The 20128-nt window shown below is 70.3% G+C and carries 21 protein-coding genes; 12 read left to right on the top strand and 9 right to left on the bottom strand.

The annotated features are described in order from the left end of the window. Positions 1 to 79: 79 nt before the first annotated feature. Entirely contained in the window at positions 80 to 1051 is a 972-nt protein-coding gene (locus tag ABEB28_RS10530) for a 4-hydroxy-3-methylbut-2-enyl diphosphate reductase (RefSeq protein ID WP_345727824.1), read from the bottom strand. 151 nt (positions 1052 to 1202) lie between these two features. Continuing rightward, positions 1203 to 1610, bottom strand: coding sequence for a hypothetical protein (locus ABEB28_RS10525; protein ID WP_345727823.1), 408 nt, complete (start codon positions 1608 to 1610; stop codon positions 1203 to 1205). Positions 1611 to 1831: 221 nt separating this feature from the next. On the opposite strand from ABEB28_RS10525, the gene xseA reads away from it, so the two are divergent. Then, entirely contained in the window at positions 1832 to 3082 is a 1251-nt protein-coding gene (gene xseA, locus ABEB28_RS10520; protein WP_376981225.1) for an exodeoxyribonuclease VII large subunit, read from the top strand. A 73-nt stretch (positions 3083 to 3155) separates the two neighbouring features. Here the strand turns inward: xseA and ABEB28_RS10515 are convergent, their stop codons facing one another. Continuing rightward, a complete protein-coding gene (locus ABEB28_RS10515) occupies positions 3156 to 3875 on the bottom strand; it encodes a hypothetical protein (protein ID WP_345727822.1) in 720 nt (239 codons plus the stop codon). A gap of 197 nt (positions 3876 to 4072) precedes the next feature. Here ABEB28_RS10515 and ABEB28_RS10510 point away from each other — a divergent pair, with 197 nt between their 5' ends. From ABEB28_RS10510 to ABEB28_RS10500, 3 genes are all read left to right on the top strand, one after another. Further along, a complete protein-coding gene (locus ABEB28_RS10510) occupies positions 4073 to 4264 on the top strand; it encodes an exodeoxyribonuclease VII small subunit (protein WP_073258836.1) in 192 nt (63 codons plus the stop codon). 197 nt (positions 4265 to 4461) lie between these two features. Beyond that, positions 4462 to 5169 carry a response regulator transcription factor gene (locus ABEB28_RS10505; RefSeq protein WP_345727821.1) on the top strand — a complete coding sequence of 236 codons (708 nt, stop codon included), beginning with the start codon at positions 4462 to 4464 and terminating at the stop codon, positions 5167 to 5169. A gap of 110 nt (positions 5170 to 5279) precedes the next feature. Next, positions 5280 to 6839: a sensor histidine kinase gene (locus ABEB28_RS10500; RefSeq protein WP_345727820.1), complete on the top strand. Its 1560-nt coding sequence runs from the start codon at positions 5280 to 5282 to the stop codon at positions 6837 to 6839. On the opposite strand, the gene ABEB28_RS10495 is transcribed toward ABEB28_RS10500, so the two are convergent. Then, positions 6821 to 7468: a TetR/AcrR family transcriptional regulator gene (locus ABEB28_RS10495; protein ID WP_345727819.1), complete on the bottom strand. Its 648-nt coding sequence runs from the start codon at positions 7466 to 7468 to the stop codon at positions 6821 to 6823. The genes ABEB28_RS10500 and ABEB28_RS10495 overlap by 19 nt on opposite strands. A gap of 112 nt (positions 7469 to 7580) precedes the next feature. Between ABEB28_RS10495 and ABEB28_RS10490 the strand changes: the two genes are divergently transcribed. From ABEB28_RS10490 to ABEB28_RS10475, 4 genes are read left to right on the top strand one after another with little or no spacing between them, the layout of a single operon-like run. Continuing rightward, positions 7581 to 8324 (top strand): ABC transporter ATP-binding protein, encoded by a 744-nt coding sequence (locus tag ABEB28_RS10490; protein WP_345727818.1) that lies wholly within the window; start codon positions 7581 to 7583, stop codon positions 8322 to 8324. After that, positions 8321 to 9052: an ABC transporter permease gene (locus ABEB28_RS10485; RefSeq protein ID WP_345727817.1), complete on the top strand. Its 732-nt coding sequence runs from the start codon at positions 8321 to 8323 to the stop codon at positions 9050 to 9052. The genes ABEB28_RS10490 and ABEB28_RS10485 overlap by 4 nt, the downstream gene beginning before the upstream one ends. Before the next feature lie 55 nt (positions 9053 to 9107). Beyond that, positions 9108 to 10031: an ABC transporter ATP-binding protein gene (locus ABEB28_RS10480; RefSeq protein ID WP_345727816.1), complete on the top strand. Its 924-nt coding sequence runs from the start codon at positions 9108 to 9110 to the stop codon at positions 10029 to 10031. Beyond that, the gene (locus tag ABEB28_RS10475; protein WP_345727815.1) at positions 10028 to 10822 is read left to right on the top strand and encodes an ABC transporter permease; all 795 of its coding nucleotides are present in this window, start codon (positions 10028 to 10030) and stop codon (positions 10820 to 10822) included. Before ABEB28_RS10480 ends, ABEB28_RS10475 begins: the two co-directional genes overlap by 4 nt. Before the next feature lie 204 nt (positions 10823 to 11026). Here the strand turns inward: ABEB28_RS10475 and ABEB28_RS10470 are convergent, their stop codons facing one another. Both ABEB28_RS10470 and ABEB28_RS10465 read right to left on the bottom strand, forming a co-directional pair. Beyond that, on the bottom strand, positions 11027 to 11320 hold the full coding sequence (locus tag ABEB28_RS10470; RefSeq protein WP_345727814.1) for a GlsB/YeaQ/YmgE family stress response membrane protein: 294 nt from the start codon (positions 11318 to 11320) through the stop codon (positions 11027 to 11029). Positions 11321 to 11569: 249 nt separating this feature from the next. Continuing rightward, positions 11570 to 12166, bottom strand: a complete 597-nt coding sequence (locus tag ABEB28_RS10465; RefSeq protein WP_345727813.1) for a DUF4245 domain-containing protein — start codon at positions 12164 to 12166, stop codon at positions 11570 to 11572. Between the two features lie 213 nt (positions 12167 to 12379). Between ABEB28_RS10465 and glpX the strand changes: the two genes are divergently transcribed. Continuing rightward, a complete protein-coding gene (glpX, locus tag ABEB28_RS10460; protein ID WP_345727812.1) occupies positions 12380 to 13426 on the top strand; it encodes a class II fructose-bisphosphatase in 1047 nt (348 codons plus the stop codon). After that, the gene (locus ABEB28_RS10455; RefSeq protein WP_345727811.1) at positions 13423 to 14436 is read left to right on the top strand and encodes a carbohydrate kinase family protein; all 1014 of its coding nucleotides are present in this window, start codon (positions 13423 to 13425) and stop codon (positions 14434 to 14436) included. The genes glpX and ABEB28_RS10455 overlap by 4 nt, the downstream gene beginning before the upstream one ends. A gap of 51 nt (positions 14437 to 14487) precedes the next feature. Here the strand turns inward: ABEB28_RS10455 and ABEB28_RS10450 are convergent, their stop codons facing one another. Next, positions 14488 to 15675 (bottom strand): RtcB family protein, encoded by a 1188-nt coding sequence (locus tag ABEB28_RS10450; RefSeq protein ID WP_345727883.1) that lies wholly within the window; start codon positions 15673 to 15675, stop codon positions 14488 to 14490. A 382-nt stretch (positions 15676 to 16057) separates the two neighbouring features. Here ABEB28_RS10450 and ABEB28_RS10445 point away from each other — a divergent pair, with 382 nt between their 5' ends. Both ABEB28_RS10445 and ABEB28_RS10440 read left to right on the top strand, forming a co-directional pair. After that, positions 16058 to 17710 carry a fumarate hydratase gene (locus ABEB28_RS10445; RefSeq protein ID WP_345727810.1) on the top strand — a complete coding sequence of 551 codons (1653 nt, stop codon included), beginning with the start codon at positions 16058 to 16060 and terminating at the stop codon, positions 17708 to 17710. A 16-nt stretch (positions 17711 to 17726) separates the two neighbouring features. Then, on the top strand, positions 17727 to 18785 hold the full coding sequence (locus ABEB28_RS10440; RefSeq protein ID WP_345727809.1) for a winged helix DNA-binding domain-containing protein: 1059 nt from the start codon (positions 17727 to 17729) through the stop codon (positions 18783 to 18785). Here the strand turns inward: ABEB28_RS10440 and ABEB28_RS10435 are convergent. Both ABEB28_RS10435 and ABEB28_RS10430 read right to left on the bottom strand, forming a co-directional pair. Then, entirely contained in the window at positions 18782 to 19354 is a 573-nt protein-coding gene (locus ABEB28_RS10435) for a Uma2 family endonuclease (RefSeq protein ID WP_345727808.1), read from the bottom strand. The genes ABEB28_RS10440 and ABEB28_RS10435 overlap by 4 nt on opposite strands. Positions 19355 to 19469: 115 nt before the next feature. Next, positions 19470 to 20084, bottom strand: coding sequence for a Uma2 family endonuclease (locus tag ABEB28_RS10430; RefSeq protein ID WP_345727807.1), 615 nt, complete (start codon positions 20082 to 20084; stop codon positions 19470 to 19472). Between the last annotated feature and the right edge of the window lie 44 nt (positions 20085 to 20128).

The following is a 20128-nucleotide window of genomic DNA, read 5'->3' as shown; positions in this document are numbered from 1 at the left end:
GCGGTCACTCCACAATCGGCCACGGATCGATGCGTCTGAGCCGTTCCGGCCCAGCCGACCGAGCGCCGCTCGGAGACGGCTACGCCGTGGGGAGGCCGGCCGCCTTGAGGTCGCGGCGCAGTTCCTGCGGGAGCGAGAACGCCAGCCGCTCCTGCGCCGACAGGATCTCCTCGACCTCACCGTAGCCGCGCTCGGCGAGCCACCCGAGCACCTGGTCGACGAGCTCCTCGGGCACCGACGCGCCGGAGGTCAGCCCGACCGTGGTGACGCCCTCCAGCCACGCTTCGTCGATCTGGTGCGCGAAGTCGACCAGCCGGGCGTCGTTCGCGCCGGCCTGCTTGGCCACCTCGACCAGGCGGACCGAGTTCGACGAGTTCGTCGACCCGACGACCAGCACGAGTTCGCACTGCGCCGCGATGTCCTTGACGGCCTGCTGCCGGTTGGAGGTGGCGTAGCAGATGTCGTCGCTCGGGGGAGACTCCAGCAGCGGGAACCGGGTCTTCAGGCGATCGACGGTGGTCATCGTCTCGTCCACCGACAGCGTCGTCTGGGAGAGCCACACGACCTTCGACTCGTCACGCACAGTGACGCTCGCCACGTCCTCCGGCCCGTCGACGAGGTGGACGTGGTCGGGCGCCTCACCGCTGGTGCCGATGACCTCTTCGTGTCCCTCGTGGCCGATCAGCAGGATGTCGTAGTCCTCTGCGGCGAATCGACGCGCCTCGTGGTGCACCTTGGTCACCAGCGGGCAGGTGGCGTCGATCGACTTCAGGTTGCGCGCCGCGGCCTCCTGGTGGACCACCGGCGCGACGCCGTGTGCGGAGAAGATCACCGTGGCGCCTTCCGGCACCTCTTCGGTCTCTTCGACGAAAACAGCGCCGCGCTTCTCCAACTCGGCGACCACGTGCCGGTTGTGCACGATCTGCTTGCGCACATAAACGGGCGCACCGTACAGCTCGAGCGCTTTCTCCACCGTGACCACCGCCCGGTCGACACCGGCGCAATAGCCCCGGGGCTTGGCGAGCAGGACGCGCTTGGCGGTCGAAGTCATGACCCCATGGTAGGCAGCAATAAACAGTGCGACAGCAGAGCGCCCCGACCACCTCGTGAGGTGGCCGGGGCGACGCTGGCGCCGAACCCGGTCGGGCCGCCACCCGGGCGGGATCGGTCGCCTACTTCATCGACGCTGCGGTGACGCAGAATCAGTCCTCGACGTAGAGCGCCCAGACGCCGTACCGGTGACCCCAACGGTCCCAGTCGTGGCCCCAGTTGCCCCAGCGGTTGTGCCGGTCCCAGCCACGGCGCCACTCGTTGCTGCGCACGCAGACGTAGTCGTCGCCGCGGTCCCAGCGGGTCTGCCACCGGCCGGCGCGCTCGCAGCCCCACCGGCTGTTGTAAAGACCGCGGAACTCCCAGCGGTTGTCGTCCCAACCACCCCAGCGGTTTCCGTGACCACCGTGACCGTGATTGGCGTCGCGAACCGCCTGGTTCTGCTGCGTCGCGCCCTGCGTGGTGCCGGCTGCGGCCGGGTTCGCCATGCCGAGCACGGCGCCCGAGGCCAGCGTCAGTCCGGCCAGCATGACCGCGGTCCGGCGGATCGTGGTTGTCATGTCAGTGCCTCCCTTGGTTGTTGCGGCAGAACGGAGCTAATCAGACAAAAAGTACTTTCAGGGAGTTTTTGCGTGGTTTTCTCCAGCACTAAGGGCATTTCGGCAATGTTCCGCCTTTGAGGACTAATCACACTTAACCGTTCGGATGATGTCGCCCTATCCGGGTGGACATGGGCGTTTGAGGCGGACGGTGGAGGGCGGTAGCCCCGTAGGCTCGCGGCGTGACCGAAGCCATCACCCCTCGGAGCACGACCGCACCGCGCACGCCGCAGAGCTCCGCCGAGGCGCCGTGGCCGGTGCGCGTCGTCAGCATGAAGATCGGGCAGTGGGTCGCCCGGCTCGGCGACGTCTGGGTCGAAGGTCAGATCGCCCAGGTCTCCCGACGTCCCGGCGCACCCACGGTCTTCCTCACTCTGCGTGACCCTGCGGCGGACATCAGCGTCCCCGTCACATGCGCGCGCGTGGTGTACGACGCCGTCCAACCGCCGCTGACGGAGGGCGCCCGGGTCCTCGTCCACGCGAAGCCCGACTACTACCTGCAGCGGGGGTCGCTCTCCCTGCGCGCCACCGAGCTACGAGCGGTGGGCATCGGCGAGCTGCTCGCCCGGCTGGCGCGCCTCAAGGAGTTGTTGGCCGCCGAGGGGCTCTTCGCCACCGAGCGCAAGCGTCCGCTGCCGTTCCTGCCGGGAACGGTCGGGCTGATCACCGGCCGTGCGAGCGCGGCCGAACGCGACGTCCTGGAGAACGCACGACGTCGCTGGCCTGCGGTGCGGTTCGCAGTGCGTCCGGTCGCCGTACAGGGCACCCAGGCCGTTCCGCAGATCCTCGACGCTCTGCGCGAGCTGGACGCCGACCCGGAGGTGGACGTCATCGTGCTCGCACGCGGCGGCGGATCGGTGGAGGACCTGCTCCCGTTCAGCGACGAGACGCTGTGCCGGGCCGTCTTCGCCTGCCGGACGCCCGTGGTCAGCGCGATCGGCCACGAGCCCGACACGCCGCTCGTCGACTTCGTTGCGGATGTCCGCTGCTCGACGCCGACCGACGCCGCGAAGCGGGTGGTGCCCGACCTGACCGAGGAGCGACAGCGCATCGACGCCGCCCGGCAGCGGCTGCTGCGCTGCGTGGTCTCCCGGCTGGACAGCGGGCAGCAATGGCTCGACGGCATCCGGTCGCGGCCGGCGTTCGCGCAGCCGACCGTGCTGGTCGACCAGCGCGAGGCGGAGATCGACGAGCTGCGGGAGCGGACCAGGCGCACGCTCGGGCACCGGCTCGACGCGGCTGGGGCGGAGCTGAGCCAGGTACGGGCTCGCATCCGAGCACTCTCCCCGCAGGCGACGCTCGACCGCGGTTACGCGGTGGTCCAGCGGGCCGACGGCGCGGTGTTGCGCGACGCCGCGGACGCCGCACCCGGCGACGAGCTCCGGCTGCGACTGGCGTCCGGCGAACTGCCCGCGGTGGTCAAGGAGCACTGAGCCGCCGACGGCCGCGCGGCCCCGGCTGTCCGAGGCCGCGCGACCGGTCATGGCGCGCGTGTTCGCCGGACGGTCAGCGCTCGTGGAAGTCCACGCGCGCGACCGGCTGGCCGGTCCAGAACCAGCGGGTGCCGAGCGCGCGGTCGAGCAGTTGCTCGCCGTCGCGGGTCAGCCGGAGGACGACGTCACGGTCGTCGGCCGCAGGCACGGCACCGCCGGTACCGCCTTGCCGGGCCCCATCGCGGTCACCGTTCCGGCCCCGGTCACCGTCCCGGTCACCATCGCGGTCCCGGTCACCGTCCCGATCCCGGTCACCGTCCCGGCCCCGGTTCCGGTCGTCGATGCTGAGCAGCGTCACGCGGTCCCGGCCCACGCTGAAGCTGACCGTGTCCCGCCGCAGGTCCACCGCCGGCCGGGACAGGAACAGGTCGGGCCGACGCGCGGTGTCGAGCAGCACACCACCCCGGTGCTCGAGCACGTCCGGCCGCGAACTGCGCGCGACGCGGAACGTGATCCGCAGATCGTCGCCGCGACCGCGCTGCTCGGCGTCGACCGCCCGCACCCGCACACCGAGCCGGATGAGCTGGGCGACCACCGAGCGGTCGAACGTCACCTCGGTCCGCACGACTCGGTTCCGGGCAGCGGGCTCGCGGTCGAGCTGAGGTGCGGCGTCGGCCAGTGCCGCGCCCGTGGGTGCGGCACTGGCCGGTGCCGCGGTGCCCATCACCCCTCCGGCGCCCAGCACCGCGACCGCGGCGAGGCCGCCCGCGAGGGCGCGAGTTCGAGTACGCATGAAGACTCCTTCCCTCGGCCGGCGCCGACTTCCTCAGCCGCACCGGCCACGGATCGTCAGCGGCACACATCTTCGCGAAGGTGATGTCCGAGCCTTTATGACACATTCACGATGAAAGCACTTCATTTGGAAAACCATCCCTCGGGTCGAGGTACGCCGCCTGGTCGACGCTCTCGCCGAGCCCTACGCTTGCGGCCATGGCGGAACGGCTGAGCTACGAGGACGCCCGCGCACAGCTCGTCGAGGTCGTGCAACGCCTGGAGGCGGGCGGCACCACTCTCGAAGAGGCACTCGCGCTCTGGGAGCGCGGCGAACAGCTCGCCACCGTCTGCCAGGAGTGGCTCGACGGCGCTCGCGCCCGCCTGGAAGCGGCCCGCGCGACGGACTGAACTCTGCCGAGTTCGTCCACCGCAACTCTCACAGCTCGGCCACAGATTGGGCACAGCAGTCGCTCAGGGTGCCTGGTCATCGTTGCGGACATGACGACGAAGACGCTCCACGCGATCCGGTCGGGCACGGCGTCCGGCCGAGCGCGGCACGATGTCCTTGCCTGCCACTCCGCTACTCGCGTGTCAGGCTGGACAGCATGAGCGAGCGTCCCGGACAGCGTCGAGTCCTCGTCGTCGACGACGAGGAGAACGTGTCGCACCTGGTGTCCACCGCGCTCCGGCTGGACGGTTTCACCACCGTGGTGGCCGACACCGCGCCCGGTGCCCTCGCCGCCGTGGCGGAGCACGACCCGGACTTGGTGGTCCTCGACATCATGCTGGGCGACGCCGGCAGCATGGACGGCGTCGGTGTCCTCCGCCGGCTCCGGGAGGCCGGTGCCGACGTCCCGGTGATCTTCCTGACCGCTCGGGACGCCAGCGGCGACGTGGTCGCCGGACTGCGCGCCGGCGCCGACGACTACGTGGTCAAGCCGTTCCGGGTGGAGGAGTTGCTCGCTCGGGTGCACGCCGTCATGCGTCGCTCGGTCCCGGACCCGACCCGTTCCGCGACCCTGAAGGTCGCCGACCTCGAGTTGGACGAGGAGAGCCGGGAAGTCCATCGGGCCGGCCAGGAGGTGCACCTGACCGCCACCGAGTTCGAGTTGCTGCGATACCTGATGCGGAACGAGCGCGTCGTGGTGAGCAAAGCGCAGATCCTCGAGCGGGTGTGGCGCTACGACTTCGGCGGGCAGTCGAACATCGTCGAGCTGTACATCGGCTACCTGCGCAAGAAGATCGACAACGTCGAGCCGCGGCTGATCCACACCGTGCGCGGCGCCGGCTACGTGCTGAAGGCGCCTCGATGACTTCCCGACTGGTCGGTCCGGCCGGTCACCCACGACGAACATCCTGAGGCGGCACCGCCGCCGAACATCCTGAGGCGGCACCGCGCCGCGACGACGACCGGAGGCCGGCGATGACGCGATGGTCACTGCGCACCCGCCTGGTGGCGGTCGTCGTCGCGGTGACGATCTTCGCCCTCACCGCCGGCGGCGCCGCGACCTGGCTCGCACTCCGCGCGTACCTCTACAACCGCATGGACGACCAGGTCCACAGCGCTAGCCGCGGCTACGCCATGGCCATGGACAAGACGATCGCCAAGGGCATCCCCAGCAACAGCACACTCGACTTCCGAGACGACGGACCCGGCCCGGCCATGGGCCATCCCGGTTCGGCGATCCGCGTCTCCCTCCTTCAGCCGGACGGCTCACCAGTGTTCGCGGACATCACGTCCACCAGCGCGTTCGGCTCGACGCGGAGCATTCAGCTCTCGCTCTCCGCCGACGACGTGGCCGAGCTGGTCGATGTCGCCGAGACGACGGACGACACCCGAACACTTCAGACCACCGACGGTCAATCGATGCGGGCGATGGCCCAGCCCGTCAGCGACGACTACATCCTTCTCACCGGGCTCTCCACCAGCGAGACCGATGCCAGTCTGAACCGGCTGCTCTTCCTGGAGCTGGCCGTCGGCGGCGCCGCGGTCCTGGCGGCGATCGGGCTGGGCACGTACGGCGTCCGTCGCGAGTTGCAGCCGTTGACACGCGTGAGTCGCACCGCGCACGAGATCGCGGAGAACCTCAAGTCGCACGGCAGCGGCCTGGAGCGGCGCGTGCCGGCGAGTGACCCGCGTACCGAGGTCGGTCAGCTCACCGAGGCGGTCAACACGATGCTGACCGAGGCACAGGTCGCCTACGCCCAGCGCGTCGAGAACGAGAATCGGATGCGCCGCTTCCTCGCCGACGCCTCGCACGAACTCCGAACGCCGCTGACCTCGCTGCGCGGCTACGCCGAGCTGGAGCGGCTCCGCGCCGGGACCATCGGCGCCGAGGACCCGGCCGCGACCCAGGACGCCCTGCGCCGGATCGAGACCGAGGGCGACCGGATGGCCCGACTCGTCGACGACCTGCTCCTGCTCGCCCGCACGGACCAGGGCTCGGCCGCCCCGCAGCTCGGGCCGGTCAACGTCGACGAGCTGCTCGACGAGGCCGCCGACCGCGCCGGCGCCGCACACCCCAACCGTCCGTTCGTCGTGGACACGGCGAACACCGGCCTGGTGCTGGTCGGCGATCGCGAGGCGATGCTGCAGGTGCTCGGCAACCTGCTGCGGAACGCGGCGATCCACACGCCCGGGCCGCGTCCGATCCGGCTCGGCGCCCGGCCGGACGGCACCTCGGTGCTGCTGCTCGTCGCCGACGAGGGCCCCGGCATGACGCCCGACCAGGCCGCGCACGCGTTCGAGCGGTTCTGGCGGGCCGACTCCGGCCGGACCCGTGCCACCGGCGGCAGCGGACTGGGCTTGGCGATCGTCCACGCGCTGGTCACCGCCCAGCACGGCTCGGTCGGCATCACCAGTGACGTCGCCACCGGCACGACGGTGCTGGTCCGGATGCCGGGGCTGGTCGACGACGGTGGCCGCCTGGTGCGCCAGCCCGCCATCGACGCGTACCCCACGGACTACGGCCGCACCCCGTAATCGGCGGGCACACCGTCCTCGATCAGGTCGAACGCGCGCCGGTACGCCTCCGCGGCCCACTCCTGGACGGCGGCGAACGGCTCACCGTCGAGTAGCCGGCGGCGCGCCTCGCCGACCACTGCCTCTCGGCTGCCGACGACGAGGCCGGCCACGACCAGCGGCAACGGGTCGTCGGGCCCGGCGTCCGTCTCGGCCGCGAGCGTCCGCGCGAGCGCGGCCAGGCTGCGCTCCCCCAGCTCCCGTTCCCGGGACCGCAGCGAGGGCGCGGCGTCAACCAGCCGGAAGAAGTCCACCGCGCCGTCCCAGATGCCGGTCGTCCAGTCGTCGGACGCCACCCCCTCGACCATCGCCCGCCGCAGCGCGCCCACCGCGCTCTCGCCGGGCCGCCGGTTCCGCACGATCGCGGCGAGCAGGTCCTCCACCTCGGCCTGCCGGTCGAAGAACAGGTCTTCCTTGGTCGGGAAGTAGTTGAAGACGGTGTTGACCGAGACGTCCGCGGCCCGGGCGACCTCGGCGACCGTCACGCGGTCGAAGCCACGCTCGGCGAAGAGCCCCATCGCGATGTCGGCGATCAGCAACCGGGTCTGCGCCTTCTTGCGCTCACGCAGGGAGGAACCACCAGCGGCCATACGCAAACGATAGCAAGCCCATTTTTGGTGTGGTTGCAAAATTGGTGTCACTCTGTTTTTCTGGGTCGCGCGCCCGGCAGTCGGCCGGGCGCCCTCCAGACAGGGAGACGCGATGCTGACCGTCCGCGGTTTGCGCAAGGACTATCCGGGTCCGGTCACCGCCGTCCGGAACCTCGACCTGGACGTCGGAGCCGGCGAGATCGTCGGGCTGCTCGGGCCCAACGGCGCCGGCAAGACGACCACGATGCGGATGCTGACCACGTTGCTGCGCCCCACGTCCGGTACCGCGACGATCGCCGGGGTCGACCTGGTCACCGACCCGGCCGGCGTCCGACGCCGGATCGGTACGGTCGGCCAGGGCGGGAGCACGGATCCCACCTTCACGATCCGCGAAGAGCTGGAGCTGCAGGGCAGGTTGCACGGCCTCTCCGCCGCCACCGCTCGGGCCCGGGCCGACGAGCTGATCGAACGGTTCGACCTCGGCTCGTCCGACGGTGGGGACCGCCCGACCGGCCGGCTCAGCGGCGGCCAGCGCCGACGCCTGGACGTTGCCCTGGGCCTGGTCCACCGGCCGACGGTGCTCTTCCTCGACGAGCCGAGCACCGGTCTCGACCCCCGCAGCCGCGCGACGCTGTGGGACTCCGTCCGCGCGGTTCGCGACGAGGGCACGACCGTCGTCCTGACCACGCACTACCTCGCGGAGGCGGACGCCTGCTGCGACCGGGTCGTCGTCATCGACGCGGGCCGTGTCGTCGCGGACGGCACGCCCGCCGCACTGAAGAGCGAGGCCGGCGCGAACTCCACCCTGGACGACGTCTTCCTGGCCCTCACCAACCGCACGGAGGAGCTGGCATGACCGCGACCTGGCTGATCTTCCGGCGCCACCTGCGACAGACCATGCGCACGAAGATCGGCGTGCTGTTCGGGGTCCTCCAGCCGATGCTCTACCTGCTGTTCTTCGGCCCGCTGCTGGACGAGCTGGGCGGCGGTTCGTGGCAACTCGTCGTCCCAGGGCTACTGGTCCAGCTCGTACTGTTCTCAGCCGGTCTGGCGGGCTTCGGGATCGTGTTCGACGCGCGGTTCGGAGTCCTCGACCGGTTGCGCGCCACGCCGGCCAGCCGGTTGGCGCTGTTGCTCGGCCGTGTCCTGCGGGACGTCGTGGTGCTGCTCGTCCAGGCCGCGCTGATCGTCCTGGTCGGACTGGTCCTGGGCTTGCGCGCTCCGGTGGGAGGGGTACTTCTCGGGCTGTTGCTGCTCGTTCCGCTGGCCGTGGGCGCCGCGGCCGCCTCGTACGCGGTCGCGCTCCTGCCGGACGCCACCGAGCTGTTCGCACCGCTGATGACGACGGCCGTGGTCCCGCTGGTCCTGCTGTCCGGCGCGTTCCTGCCGATGACGCTCGGCCCGCGGTGGCTGGACGTCCTGTCCCGACTCGACCCCTTCCGCTACGCGGTGGACGCCCTGCGGGACCTGTTCGCCGGCCGGTACCTCACCGGCCCGGTCCTGCTCGGCACCGCGGTGACGCTGGGGCTCGCCGCTGCGGCGACCGCGCTCGGCGTCCGCGCGTTCCAGCGGGACGCAGTCTGACCAGCGGCTGGGAATCCCGTCGAGAATTGTCGGGGTTCGTGCATACCGTGTAGCCGTGTCCCAGAGCGAGAGCGATCCCCCCGCGATCGAATTGGCCGGTGTCGTCAAACGATTCGGGGCGGTGACCGCGGTGAACGGTCTCGATCTGACGGTGCCTGCCGGGATCTGTCTCGGCCTGCTCGGCCCCAACGGTGCTGGAAAATCCACGACGATGCGAATGCTCACCGGCCAGGCCAGGCCCGACGCCGGTGACATCCGCGTCCTCGGTTACCGAGTGCCCGCCGAGTCCAAACACGCCCGCGCGCTGATGGGCGTCGTCCCGCAGCTCGACAACCTCGACACCGAACTGACCGCCCGGGAGAACCTCTCGGTGTTCGCCCGGCTCTACCGGGTGCCCGGGGTTGAACGGCGGGTCGCGGTCGACGCCGCGCTCGCCCTCGGGCAGCTCGTCGACCGGGCCGACACCAAGGTCGACGAACTCTCCGGCGGCATGCGGCGGCGGTTACTGATCGCACGTGGCCTGGTCCACCGGCCGCGGCTGGTCCTGCTCGACGAGCCCACGGTCGGGCTGGATCCGCAGGTCCGGCAGGAACTCTGGGGGCTGATCGACCGGCTCCGCCGGGACGGCACGACCGTACTGATGTCGACGCACTACATCGAGGAAGCCGAGCGGCTCGCCGACGCGGTCGCGGTGATGAGCGCCGGCCGGGTCATCGCGCAGGGCTCACCGGCGGACCTGCTCGCCGGCCACGCCGGGCGGTCGGCGGTGGAGTACAACGGGCCGCCCGACCGACTCAGCGAGATCGAGCGGATCGCGGCCGCGGCCGGCATGCCGACGCGCCGCACCGGGCCGAGCGTCTCCGTTCTCCGCGCGGAGGAGATGCCGCCGTCGGTCGCGGCCGCTCTCGGCCCCGGCACCCCGCGGCCGGCGAACCTCGAAGATGTCTTCGTCACGCTGACCGGGGAGTTCGTCGCATGACCACCCCACCACCCCAGCAGCGGTTGCGGTTCATCGAACCGGCGGCCCTGATCGGCGTCCTGGTGCACGACCTCGCGGTCTTCCGCCGCTACTGGCTGTCCACCACGTTCTCCTCGGTCGTGGAGCCGACGATCTACCTGCTCGCGTTCGGCTTCGGCTTCGGTTCGCTGGTCTCGGTCGTCGGCGGCTACCGGTACCTCGACTTCCTGGGCACCGGGGTGGTCGGCACGGCGGTGCTGTTCACGTCGGCATTCGCCGGGATGTTCCAGACGTTCGTCCGCCGAACGTTCCAGCACACCTACGACGCCGTGCTCGCCACCCCGGTCGACGTGCACGAACTCGTCTCCGGGGAGGCGCTGTGGATCGGTGCGAAGGCGGCGGTCTACGGCTGCGCCCCGCTCGGCGTCGCGGTGTTGTTCGGGCTCCGGCCTTCGCCGACGGTCGTGCTGGTCCCGGCCATCGGGTTCGTCACCGGGCTGGGCTTCGGCCTGTTCGGGATGTGGATGTCGGCGCTGGTGCCGAACATCGACAGCTTCAACTACATCATCTCGGCGGTGCTCACGCCGCTCTTCCTGGTGGCTGGCACGTTCTTCCCGCTGAACACCTTGCCGCCCTGGGCCCACACCGCCAGCCAGCTCAACCCGCTGTACCACTGCGTCGAACTCGTGCGTCACGCGGTGTTCAATCGACTCAGCCTCAATGACGTCGGGCACCTGGCCGCATTGGCGTTTTTCGCCGCGGCCATGTGGGTAGGGGCTGTCGTATTTCTCCGTCGAAAGCTGATCGACTAAAACAATTCATCGCGATTACCACTCGCCTCCCGACCCAAACGTCAGGCAATTCTCCGGCAGGTCACAATCTGGAGTAGGTCGGTTCTCGATCTCGTTCCATTCATGACCGACTCGGCGCCGGGGGGGCACAGCACGGAACGCGGCTGGGGCCGCTCCCCCGAGGGGGAGCGGCCCCAGCCGCATTCAGATGGTGAGTCGCTGAGGTCAGCGAACCAGCGGGCGACGACGACCGCTGCTCCGACCGTAGAAGCCGGCGACCAGGGCGACACCCACGGCGGCCAGCACAACCTGAACGGCCAGCTCACGCCAGTCGATGCCGCTCGTGGCAGTCGGGATGCCGATCGCCCGGGCGAGGGCGGTGCCGAGGAACGCCGCGATGATGCCGACGAGGATCGTCAGCCAGATCGGCATGGCCTGCTTACCGGGAACGACGAGCCGGCCCAGCACGCCGACGATGGCACCGATAATCAGCGCGGTGATGATGCCGGTGATGGTCATGGCTACTCCCTTTACTCCCTGGAGGTTTTCGCTCCCTGTCGGGTTGGCGTTGACCATCTGATGCCCGGGGGGCCGACTTCTCACACACGCGACCCAAGAAATTTTTGTGCGGAGGCTCTGATCGGAATTGCGGTAGGACCCTTTTCCCTGGTTGCGCGGGAGTGCCGCGCGACCGGCAGTTGCCGTGGGCAACAGTAAGGGTCGCGACGACCATTCGGGCAAATAACCGACAATCGTCGCAAATAACACCTACTGCAGGGAGCGGATCATCGTCCGAGCGGTGTCCAGCGACGCGTCACCCACGACGACCACCGTGACGTCCGGCTCGATCAACACGAGGGCGTTCTCCTTGCCCTCCCGGGCCGTGTACCGGGTCCAGCTCTCGCCCTCGATCTGCTCGACCCCAGCCGGCGCACCCCGGTCGATGATGCCGGTGATCAGCGTGTCGGCCGCCGCATTGCTCTGGACGAGCTGCACGTAGCGATCGTCCGGGGTCGAGTAGCTCACTCGGATCGTGAACCGCCCACCGGCGGCCGGGTTGTAGGCGGCGGCGGTCGGCCGCCAGTCGGAGAGCCCCTGCGGCTCGCGGACCCGGAAGGCCTTCTGCTCCCGCGCGGTCTCGTAGACCCGGCTCGGGTCGACGGTCGGCGAGTCCGACGCCTTGGGCTGGCAGAGCGCGACGAGCGTCACCAGCGGGATGACCAGGATCCCGAGGGCGATGGCGAGGTTGCGGACGGTGGCGTCCGCCCGGGTCGCCTTCGGCGGCGGCACGCTCGACCCCGCGTCGCTGCTCATCCCGACCGTGACATGGGTGGGCTCGGGAGCCGAGTCCACGATGTCGGCCATCCCACGGTCATTCCCCGCGCCGCCACTGCTCATATGCCTATGGTCGTACACCCGGTCCGAACCGCCACCCCCGGCACCCGACGGACCGTCTGAATCGAAACATTCGTGCGTTGTTCGTGGCCTACACCACCCCAAGCCCGATACGTCCCGGTGGTGTCACCTCGTTCTGCCAGGATGAGGGCCCACTACCGGGCGTCCGAGCGAGGAGCACCCATGTCGGTTGAACTCGGAAAGCAGCCTCAGAGCCCGAACCCGCAGGCGCCGGACCGGAACCTCGCACTCGAGCTGGTCCGTGTCACCGAGGCCGCGGCGATGGCCGCCGGCCGCTGGGTCGGCCGCGGCGACAAAAACGGCGGCGACGGCGCCGCGGTCGACGCGATGCGCCAACTGATCAACAGCGTCTCGATGCGGGGCGTCGTCGTCATCGGCGAGGGCGAGAAGGACAACGCCCCCATGCTCTACAACGGCGAGGAGGTCGGCGACGGCACCGGCCCCGAGGTCGACGTCGCGGTGGACCCGATCGACGGCACCACGCTGATGGCCAAGGGCATGCCGAACTCGATCGCGGTACTCGCGGTGGCCGAGCGCGGCGCGATGTTCGACCCGTCCGCCGTCTTCTACATGGAGAAGATCGCGGTCGGCCCGGACGCGGTCGGCGTCGTGGACATCAACGCGCCGATCAGTGAGAACATCCGCCGGGTCGCCAAGGCGAAGCGGACCGGCGTCCGGGACGTCACGGTCTGCATCCTCGACCGCCCACGCCACGAGAAGCTCGTGCACGAGATCCGGCAGACCGGTGCCCGGATCCAGTTCATCTCCGACGGCGACGTGGCCGGCGCGATCTCCGCCGCCCGTGAGCAGACCGGCGTCGACCTGCTGGTCGGCATCGGCGGTACGCCGGAGGGCATCATCGCGGCCTGCGCGATGAAATGCCTCGGCGGGGAGATCCAGGGCAAGCTCTGGCCCCGTGACGACGAAGAGCGCCAGCGGGCGATCGACGCCGGCCACGACCTCGACCGGGTTCTCACCACCGACGATCTGGTGCGCGGCGACAACGTCTTCTTCTGCGCCACCGGCGTCACCGACGGGGAGCTGCTGCGCGGCGTCCACTACCGGCGCGGCGGCGCGTCGACCGAGTCGCTGGTGATGCGGTCGCGCAGTGGCACGATCCGGACCGTGGGAAGCTGGCACTCGCTGACCAAATTGCGGGCATACTCGCTCATCGACTTCGGACATCGCAGCGACGACGAGGACGAGTGACGACAAACGCACCCGGCCGACTGACTCCACTCACAGTGGTCATCGGCGAGAACATCGTCGACCTGGTTCCGGACCAGGCTGACGGCGAAGACATTCCGTACCGCGCGCGGGCGGGCGGCAGCCCGGCCAACATCGCGGTCTCACTGGCGAAGCTCGGCTCCCGGGCGGCCCTGGCCGCCCGGGTGAGTCGGGACGTGTTCGGCGCGCGCATCCGCGCCCGGCTGGCCGATGCGGGCGTCGACGCTCGCTACCTGGTCGACGCCGTCGAACCGTCCTCGCTCGCCGTCGTGACGTTCGACGCCGAGCGCCGGGCCAGCTACGACTTCTGGCTCAACGGCACGGCCGACTGGCAATGGCGCGACCGCGACCTGCCCAACCCTCTCGACGACGAGGTCGGCGCCCTGCACATCGGGTCGCTCGCGGCCTACCTGTCGCCGGGCGCCGAGGTGATCGAGAAGCTGGTCGCGCGGGAGGGCTACCGGGGCCGCGTCACGTTGAGCTTCGACCCGAACATCCGCCCGACGATCGTCGCCGCGCCCGACGGCTCGCTGGACGCCGCCAGGGCCCGCACCGAGCGGCTGGTGCGGCTCGTCGACGTGGTCAAGGTCAGCGACGAGGACCTGGGGTGGCTCTACCCCGACGTACCGGCCGAGGATGCCGCGGCCGAGTGGGCGGAGATCGGCCCGGCTCTGGTGGTCGTGACCCGCGGCTCGGAGGGTGCGCTCGCGATCGGTCGGGCGGCCACCGTGACGGTCCCGGCGCCGGCGGTCACGGTCGCGGACACGATCGGGGCCGGTGACTCGTTCGCCGGCGCCCTGCTGCACGCGCTCGACGTCCGCGGCCTGTTGGGCCCGGGAGGTGCGGACCGGATCGCCGGGCTCGACGCCGACACCCTCGCCGCGGTGATCCGCACGGCAGCGACGGCTGCGGCCCTGACCTGCACGCGGGTCGGAGCCGTGCCGCCGACGGCCGAGGAGCTGGAAGCCGCCCTCAAGGAGTTCAGCGGCTGACCCATTCAGGGCTGACCGGGGCCCCGCCCTTCGGCGGGGCCCCGTGCCTCCTCAGCCCTTCACGCAGACCACCTGCTTGAGGTGGGCGACGACGTCGACGAGGTCGGTCTGCTGCGCCAGGACCGCCTCGACGTCCTTGTAGGCGCCGGGGATCTCGTCGACGACGCCGGCGTCCTTACGGCACTCGACGCCCGCGGTCTGGGCGGCCAGGTCCGCAGTCGTGAACATCTTCTTCGCCTTGTTCCGGCTCATCCGCCGGCCGGCACCGTGCGACGCGGAGTTGAACGCCTCGGCGTTACCCCGGCCGCGGACGACGTACGAGCCGGTGCCCATCGAGCCCGGGATGATGCCCAGGTCACCGGAGCCGGCCCGGATCGCGCCCTTCCGCGTCACCAGCAGGTCCACGTCGCCGTACCGCTCCTCGGCCACGTAGTTGTGGTGGCACGAGATCGGCTCGTCGAAGCTGACCTGCGGGAACGTCTTCCGGACCACCTGCTCGAACAGTCCGAGCATCAGCGCCCGGTTGCGCCGCGCGTACTCCTGCGCCCAGTACAGGTCACGCCGGTAGGCCTCCATCTCCGGCGTGTTCGCGAGGAACACCGCGAGGTCCCGGTCCGGCAGGTCGGCGTTGTGCGGCAGCTTGCGGGCGATCGCGATGTGCCGCTCCGCCAGCTCCTTGCCGATGTTCCGCGACCCCGAGTGCAGCATCAGCCAGACCCGACCGTCGGTGTCCAGGCAGACCTCGAGGAAGTGGTTCCCGCCGCCCAGCGTGCCGAGCTGCTTCCCGGCTCGTGTCCGCAGCTGCGACACCCCGACGTGCAGGTCGTCGAAGCCCTTCCAGAACGCGTCCAGGCCCTTCGTGTCGACGCCGCGGACCCGCCGCGGGTCGACCTGGTCGTCGTGCGTGTGGAAACCGACCGGGATCGCGTCCTCGATCGCCCGGCGCAGCGGACCCAGGTCGTCCGGCAGATCCTCGGCGGTCAGCGAAGTCCGCACCGCGGACATCCCGCAACCGATGTCGACGCCGACCGCGGCCGGCGAAACGGCCTGCCGCATCGCGATGACCGAACCGACCGTCGCGCCCTTACCGAAGTGCACGTCCGGCATGACCGCGACGCCCTCGACCCACGGCAGCGCACCGATGTTCCGAAGCTGCTTCGCAGCCTCCGGCTCGATCGTGTTCGGGTCCGTCCAGACCTTGACCGGCGCCCGCGTACCGGGCAGCAACGTGTACATGATTTCTCCTCTGCAGGTCGCGGGTTCCCCGCGGGTTACGACTTATGCGGACGCCACGGAGCCGGCCATCGGCGCGTCAGCGCCTGGCCGCCCGTCGGCGAGGGATGTCAGCGAGTGGGTTGGGAGTACCTGCCGAGCAGCGGGCAGCCGACGGTGCGGGCGTACTCGCCTCGCCAACCGTTCGGCATTCGCATCGCGCTGCTCCTCGTCAGGTCTTTCGCCGCGGTCCTGCGGCGGGAGTGCCCAGTGTGAGTGCCCAGTGTGAGTCGTCGGGCTGGCTCGGCGCGAGCGCTTTTCGGGTGGCGCAGTTCACTGCCCGGCACTCCCAGCGCCGGGGCGCGAGAAATTAACCTTGCGGCAACTCCCCAACGCCGCGAGGTTCCCGATGCCTGACTTCCGCTACTCGGATCTGCTCCCGCTCGGCCCGGACGAAACCACGTACCGGCTGCTCACCCGGGAAGGAGTGGAGCAGATCGACGTCGCAGGCGAGCCGTTCCTCCGAGTGGCGCCGGAAGCGCTGAGCACCCTGACCAAGGCCGCGATGCGGGACATCGCGCACTTGCTGCGCCCGGCCCACCTCCAGCAGCTGCGGAACATCCTGGAGGACCCGGAGGCCTCCGGGAACGACCGTTTCGTGGCGCTGGACCTGCTGAAGAACGCGAACATCGCGGCCGGTGGCATCCTGCCGATGTGCCAGGACACCGGCACCGCGATCGTCATGGGCAAGAAGGGCGAGCGCGTCCTCACCGGCGGCGGACCGATCGACGGCGAGGCGATCAGCCGGGGCGTCTACGACGCGTACACCGAGCTGAACCTGCGGTACTCGCAGCTCGCTCCGCTGACGATGTGGGACGAGAAGAACACCGGATCGAACCTGCCCGCGCAGATCGAGCTGTACGCCGACGGCAAGCCGAACGAGTACAAGTTCCTGTTCATGGCGAAGGGCGGCGGTTCGGCCAACAAGAGCTTCCTGTACCAGGAGACCAAGGCCGTCCTGAACCCGACGCGGATGATGCAGTTCCTGGAGGAGAAGCTCCGCTCGCTGGGCACCGCGGCCTGCCCGCCGTACCACCTGGCGATCGTCGTCGGCGGCACCAGCGCCGAGTACGCGCTGAAGACCGCGAAGTACGCCAGCGCGAAGTACCTCGACTCCCTGCCCACGTCCGGGTCCCTGTCTGCGCACGGCTTCCGCGACCTGGAACTCGAGTGGCAGGTGCTGGAGCTGACCCGGAAGTTCGGCATCGGCGCGCAGTTCGGCGGCAAGTACTTCTGCCACGACGTCCGCGTCGTGCGCCTCCCCCGCCACGGTGCCTCCTGCCCGGTCGCGATCGCGGTCTCCTGCTCGGCCGACCGGCAGGCGCTGGGCAAGATCACCGCCGAGGGCGTGTTCCTCGAGCAGCTGGAGACCGACCCGGCGCAGTACCTGCCCGAGACCACCCACGACGACCTGGACTCCGAGGTCGTGCAGATCGACCTCAACCGCCCGATGGCCGAGATCCGTGCGGAGCTCTCCCGGTACCCGGTGAAGACCCGGCTCTCGCTCACCGGCCCGCTGGTCGTCGCCCGCGACATCGCCCACGCGAAGATCGCCGAGCGCCTCGACGCCGGCGAGCCGATGCCGGAGTACCTGCGGAACCACGCGGTGTACTACGCCGGCCCGGCGAAGACGCCCGACGGCTACGCGTCCGGATCGTTCGGGCCGACCACCGCGGGCCGGATGGACTCCTACGTCGAGAAGTTCCAGGCGGCCGGCGGGTCGCTGGTCATGCTCGCCAAGGGCAACCGGTCGAAGCAGGTCACCGACGCGTGCAAGACGTACGGCGGGTTCTACCTCGGCTCGATCGGCGGTCCGGCCGCGCGGCTCGCGCAGGACTGCATCACCCACGTCGAGGTCCTCGAGTACGCCGAGCTCGGCATGGAGGCCGTCTGGAAGATCGAGGTCCGCGACTTCCCGGCGTTCATCGTGGTGGACGACAAGGGTGAGGACTTCTTCGCCGACACCACGAAGCCGGTGCTGACCATCGGACCTCGGGTCTGAGCGCGGGGCCCTGGACGTGGCTGACCTGAGCCGTCTCCGCGCCGAGTCGCAGTTACTCGGCGCGGAGCGGGCCACTGACACCGCGGGCGTCGTCGCGCGTCTGGGGGCACTGCAGGCCCAGGACTTGGCGGCGACCGCGCTCGCCGTCCGGGCGCGCACGTCCGGGCTGACCGCTGACCAGGTCGACCTGGACGGCGAAGGGTTCGTCCGGACGTGGCTGATGCGCGGGACGCTGCACGCGGTCGCCGCGGACGACGCCGGTTGGATGCTCGACCTACTGGGGCCGGTGAACCGAGCGAAGGGCGCACGGCGCCGGACCCAGCTGGGCCTGGACGACGAGCTGTGCGAGCGGGCGGTCGAGGTGCTGCCTGCGGTACTCGCGGACGGGCCGCTCGGGCGCGCGGAGGTGGTCTCCCGGCTCGCGTCGCACGGCGTCGAGATCAGCCCGGACGGCCAGGCCGCGCCGCACTTGCTGGGATACGCGGCGTCCCGCGGGGTGCTCTGCCTCGGACCGGAGCTGGGGCGCGGCAAGGCGACGTACCGGTTGCTCGAAGCGTCCTCCGAGCTGTCGCGGGAGGAAGCGCTGGCCGAGCTCGCCCGCCGCTATCTGCGCGGCCACCAGCCCGCCGGGCCGGCCGACTTCGCCGCCTGGTCGGGACTGAGCGCCCGCGACGCGAAGGCCGCGTTCGCGTCGCTCGACTCCGAGATCGTCCCGCTCGGGCCGTTCTGGACCCTCGGTGCGGCGGCCGAGGTGCCGTCTCCGGGCTCGATCCGCTTGGTCGGTCATTTCGACCCGTACCTGCTCGGCTACGCCGACAAGACCGCTGTCGTGCCGTCGGAGTACGTCGCCCGGGTGCGGACCGGCGGAGGCTTCGTGACGCCGACCGTGCTGGTCGACGGTGAGGCCGTCGCGATCTGGCGTCAGAAGGGTGCGGCTCTGACCGTGGAACCGTTCGAGCCGTTGGCGGACGACGTCCGAGCCGCCGTCGAAGCCGAGGTGACCGACATCGGCCGGTTCCTCGACACACCCGTCCGCCTGCAGATGGGGCACGGGCACCTGGGTGACGCGAACTAGGCGTCCGGATCGATGAGGTCCGCCAGGTCGACCGAGAACGGAAACGGCTCGGTCACGTCGATCCGCGGCCCGCGGGAGACCTCGACATAGGCGCCGTCCTCCAAGCGGTGGACGACCGCGATCAGCTCAGGCTCCAGCTCGATCCGCCAGTAGTACGGGATCTTGTAGTCGGCGTAGGGGATCGGCTTGAGCCTCCGGTCGTTCGCGCCGCTGGTCGGTGACTCGATCTCGATCGCCGCCGCGAGATCGTCGGCGAGATAGAGGCGGCGCTCGCTCGAGACCCCTGCGCGGACGATCAGGACGTCCGGGATACCGGTGGTCTGCTCACTGAGCTGGACGTCGACGGCCTGGTTGATCGTGTAGCCGTTGGCGCGTGCACTGGAGAGGCGGCTGATCAGCATTCCAGCAAGGGACTGGTGCCAGCGTGAGGCAGAGGGCGACACGGTCAGTGCTCCGTCGGTCAGCTCGATCCGGTAGGGGGTACTCCGGCATCGCGAGCAGATCCGCAACGGTAAAGCCGCCCGGGGGCATCTGGATGCTGAGGACGGGCTGGCCCTCCCCAGTTTCATCCTGCGTCAACACGGCCTCATCGTTGCACGCGGCGGGACGACGACGTCCTCCGTGCCTTCGCGTGCCTTGGTCTAACGCGGTGGTGCTCATCGGGTCAGCCCTTCCTGGTCGGGTTCAGTGCTCGCGCTTGGCCCGGTCGCGCTTGGCCCGGTCGCGCTTGGCCCGGTCGCGATTGGCCCAGTGGGGTAGGAGAGCAGCCAGCTCCAGGCGGAACGGGAACGGCTCCCGGACGTCGATCTGGCCTCCTCGGTAGGTCTCGGCGAACGTGCCGCCCTCGAGCCGATGGATCACTGCGACGAGTTCGTCGTCGCCCTCCACCTCGATGCGCCAGTAGTGCGGGATCCCGTAGCGCGCGTAGAGCGCCGGGCGGGTGATGCGCTCCTCGACGTGAGTCCCCGGCGACTCGATCTCGACGGCGAGCACGACGTTGCCCGGCGAGAACCAGCGTCGATCCGGCGCCGGCGTCCGCAGTACGACGACGTCGGGGATCCGGGTCAGCGAGGCGTCCAACCGAATCTCCGTGCCCCAGGTCGCACCGATCCCCGGTGGCGCCGCCTGGTCCAACCGCAGGCAGAGGGCACCGGCGAGGTACTGATGCAGCCCGGTCGGCATCGGACTGATGCTCAGCGTCCCGTCGGTGAGCTCCACCCGGACCAGCCCTTCGGGCATGCCATCGAGGTCGTCCAGCGAGAAGCCGCCCTCCGGCATGACCGGAAACGATGCCAACATTCCTGTTCCTCCCCCGCTCGACCAACTCATTGGCACGAGTGTTC

Origin of the sequence: Cryptosporangium minutisporangium, assembly GCF_039536245.1 — a bacterium.
GTDB classification, from domain to species: Bacteria; Actinomycetota; Actinomycetes; order Mycobacteriales; family Cryptosporangiaceae; genus Cryptosporangium; species Cryptosporangium minutisporangium.
This window is presented reverse-complemented; position numbering and strand designations above follow the sequence as displayed.

Bases quoted from the DNA above. Each gene is read 5' to 3' on its own strand.
- ABEB28_RS10500 (WP_345727820.1), top strand. From the start codon at position 5,280: ATGACGCGATGGTCACTGCGCACCCGCCTGGTGGCGGTCGTCGTCGCG.
- ABEB28_RS10530 (WP_345727824.1), bottom strand. From the start codon at position 1,051: ATGACTTCGACCGCCAAGCGCGTCCTGCTCGCCAAGCCCCGGGGCTAT.
- ABEB28_RS10435 (WP_345727808.1), bottom strand. From the start codon at position 19,354: ATGAAACTGGGGAGGGCCAGCCCGTCCTCAGCATCCAGATGCCCCCGG.
- ABEB28_RS10495 (WP_345727819.1), bottom strand. From the start codon at position 7,468: ATGGCCGCTGGTGGTTCCTCCCTGCGTGAGCGCAAGAAGGCGCAGACC.
- ABEB28_RS10475 (WP_345727815.1), top strand. From the start codon at position 10,028: ATGACCACCCCACCACCCCAGCAGCGGTTGCGGTTCATCGAACCGGCG.
- ABEB28_RS10510 (WP_073258836.1), top strand. From the start codon at position 4,073: ATGGCGGAACGGCTGAGCTACGAGGACGCCCGCGCACAGCTCGTCGAG.
- ABEB28_RS10515 (WP_345727822.1), bottom strand. From the start codon at position 3,875: ATGCGTACTCGAACTCGCGCCCTCGCGGGCGGCCTCGCCGCGGTCGCG.
- ABEB28_RS10525 (WP_345727823.1), bottom strand. From the start codon at position 1,610: ATGACAACCACGATCCGCCGGACCGCGGTCATGCTGGCCGGACTGACG.
- ABEB28_RS10465 (WP_345727813.1), bottom strand. From the start codon at position 12,166: ATGGCCGACATCGTGGACTCGGCTCCCGAGCCCACCCATGTCACGGTC.
- ABEB28_RS10445 (WP_345727810.1), top strand. From the start codon at position 16,058: ATGCCTGACTTCCGCTACTCGGATCTGCTCCCGCTCGGCCCGGACGAA.
- glpX (WP_345727812.1), top strand. From the start codon at position 12,380: ATGTCGGTTGAACTCGGAAAGCAGCCTCAGAGCCCGAACCCGCAGGCG.
- ABEB28_RS10430 (WP_345727807.1), bottom strand. From the start codon at position 20,084: ATGTTGGCATCGTTTCCGGTCATGCCGGAGGGCGGCTTCTCGCTGGAC.
- ABEB28_RS10490 (WP_345727818.1), top strand. From the start codon at position 7,581: ATGCTGACCGTCCGCGGTTTGCGCAAGGACTATCCGGGTCCGGTCACC.
- ABEB28_RS10485 (WP_345727817.1), top strand. From the start codon at position 8,321: ATGACCGCGACCTGGCTGATCTTCCGGCGCCACCTGCGACAGACCATG.
- ABEB28_RS10505 (WP_345727821.1), top strand. From the start codon at position 4,462: ATGAGCGAGCGTCCCGGACAGCGTCGAGTCCTCGTCGTCGACGACGAG.
- ABEB28_RS10470 (WP_345727814.1), bottom strand. From the start codon at position 11,320: ATGACCATCACCGGCATCATCACCGCGCTGATTATCGGTGCCATCGTC.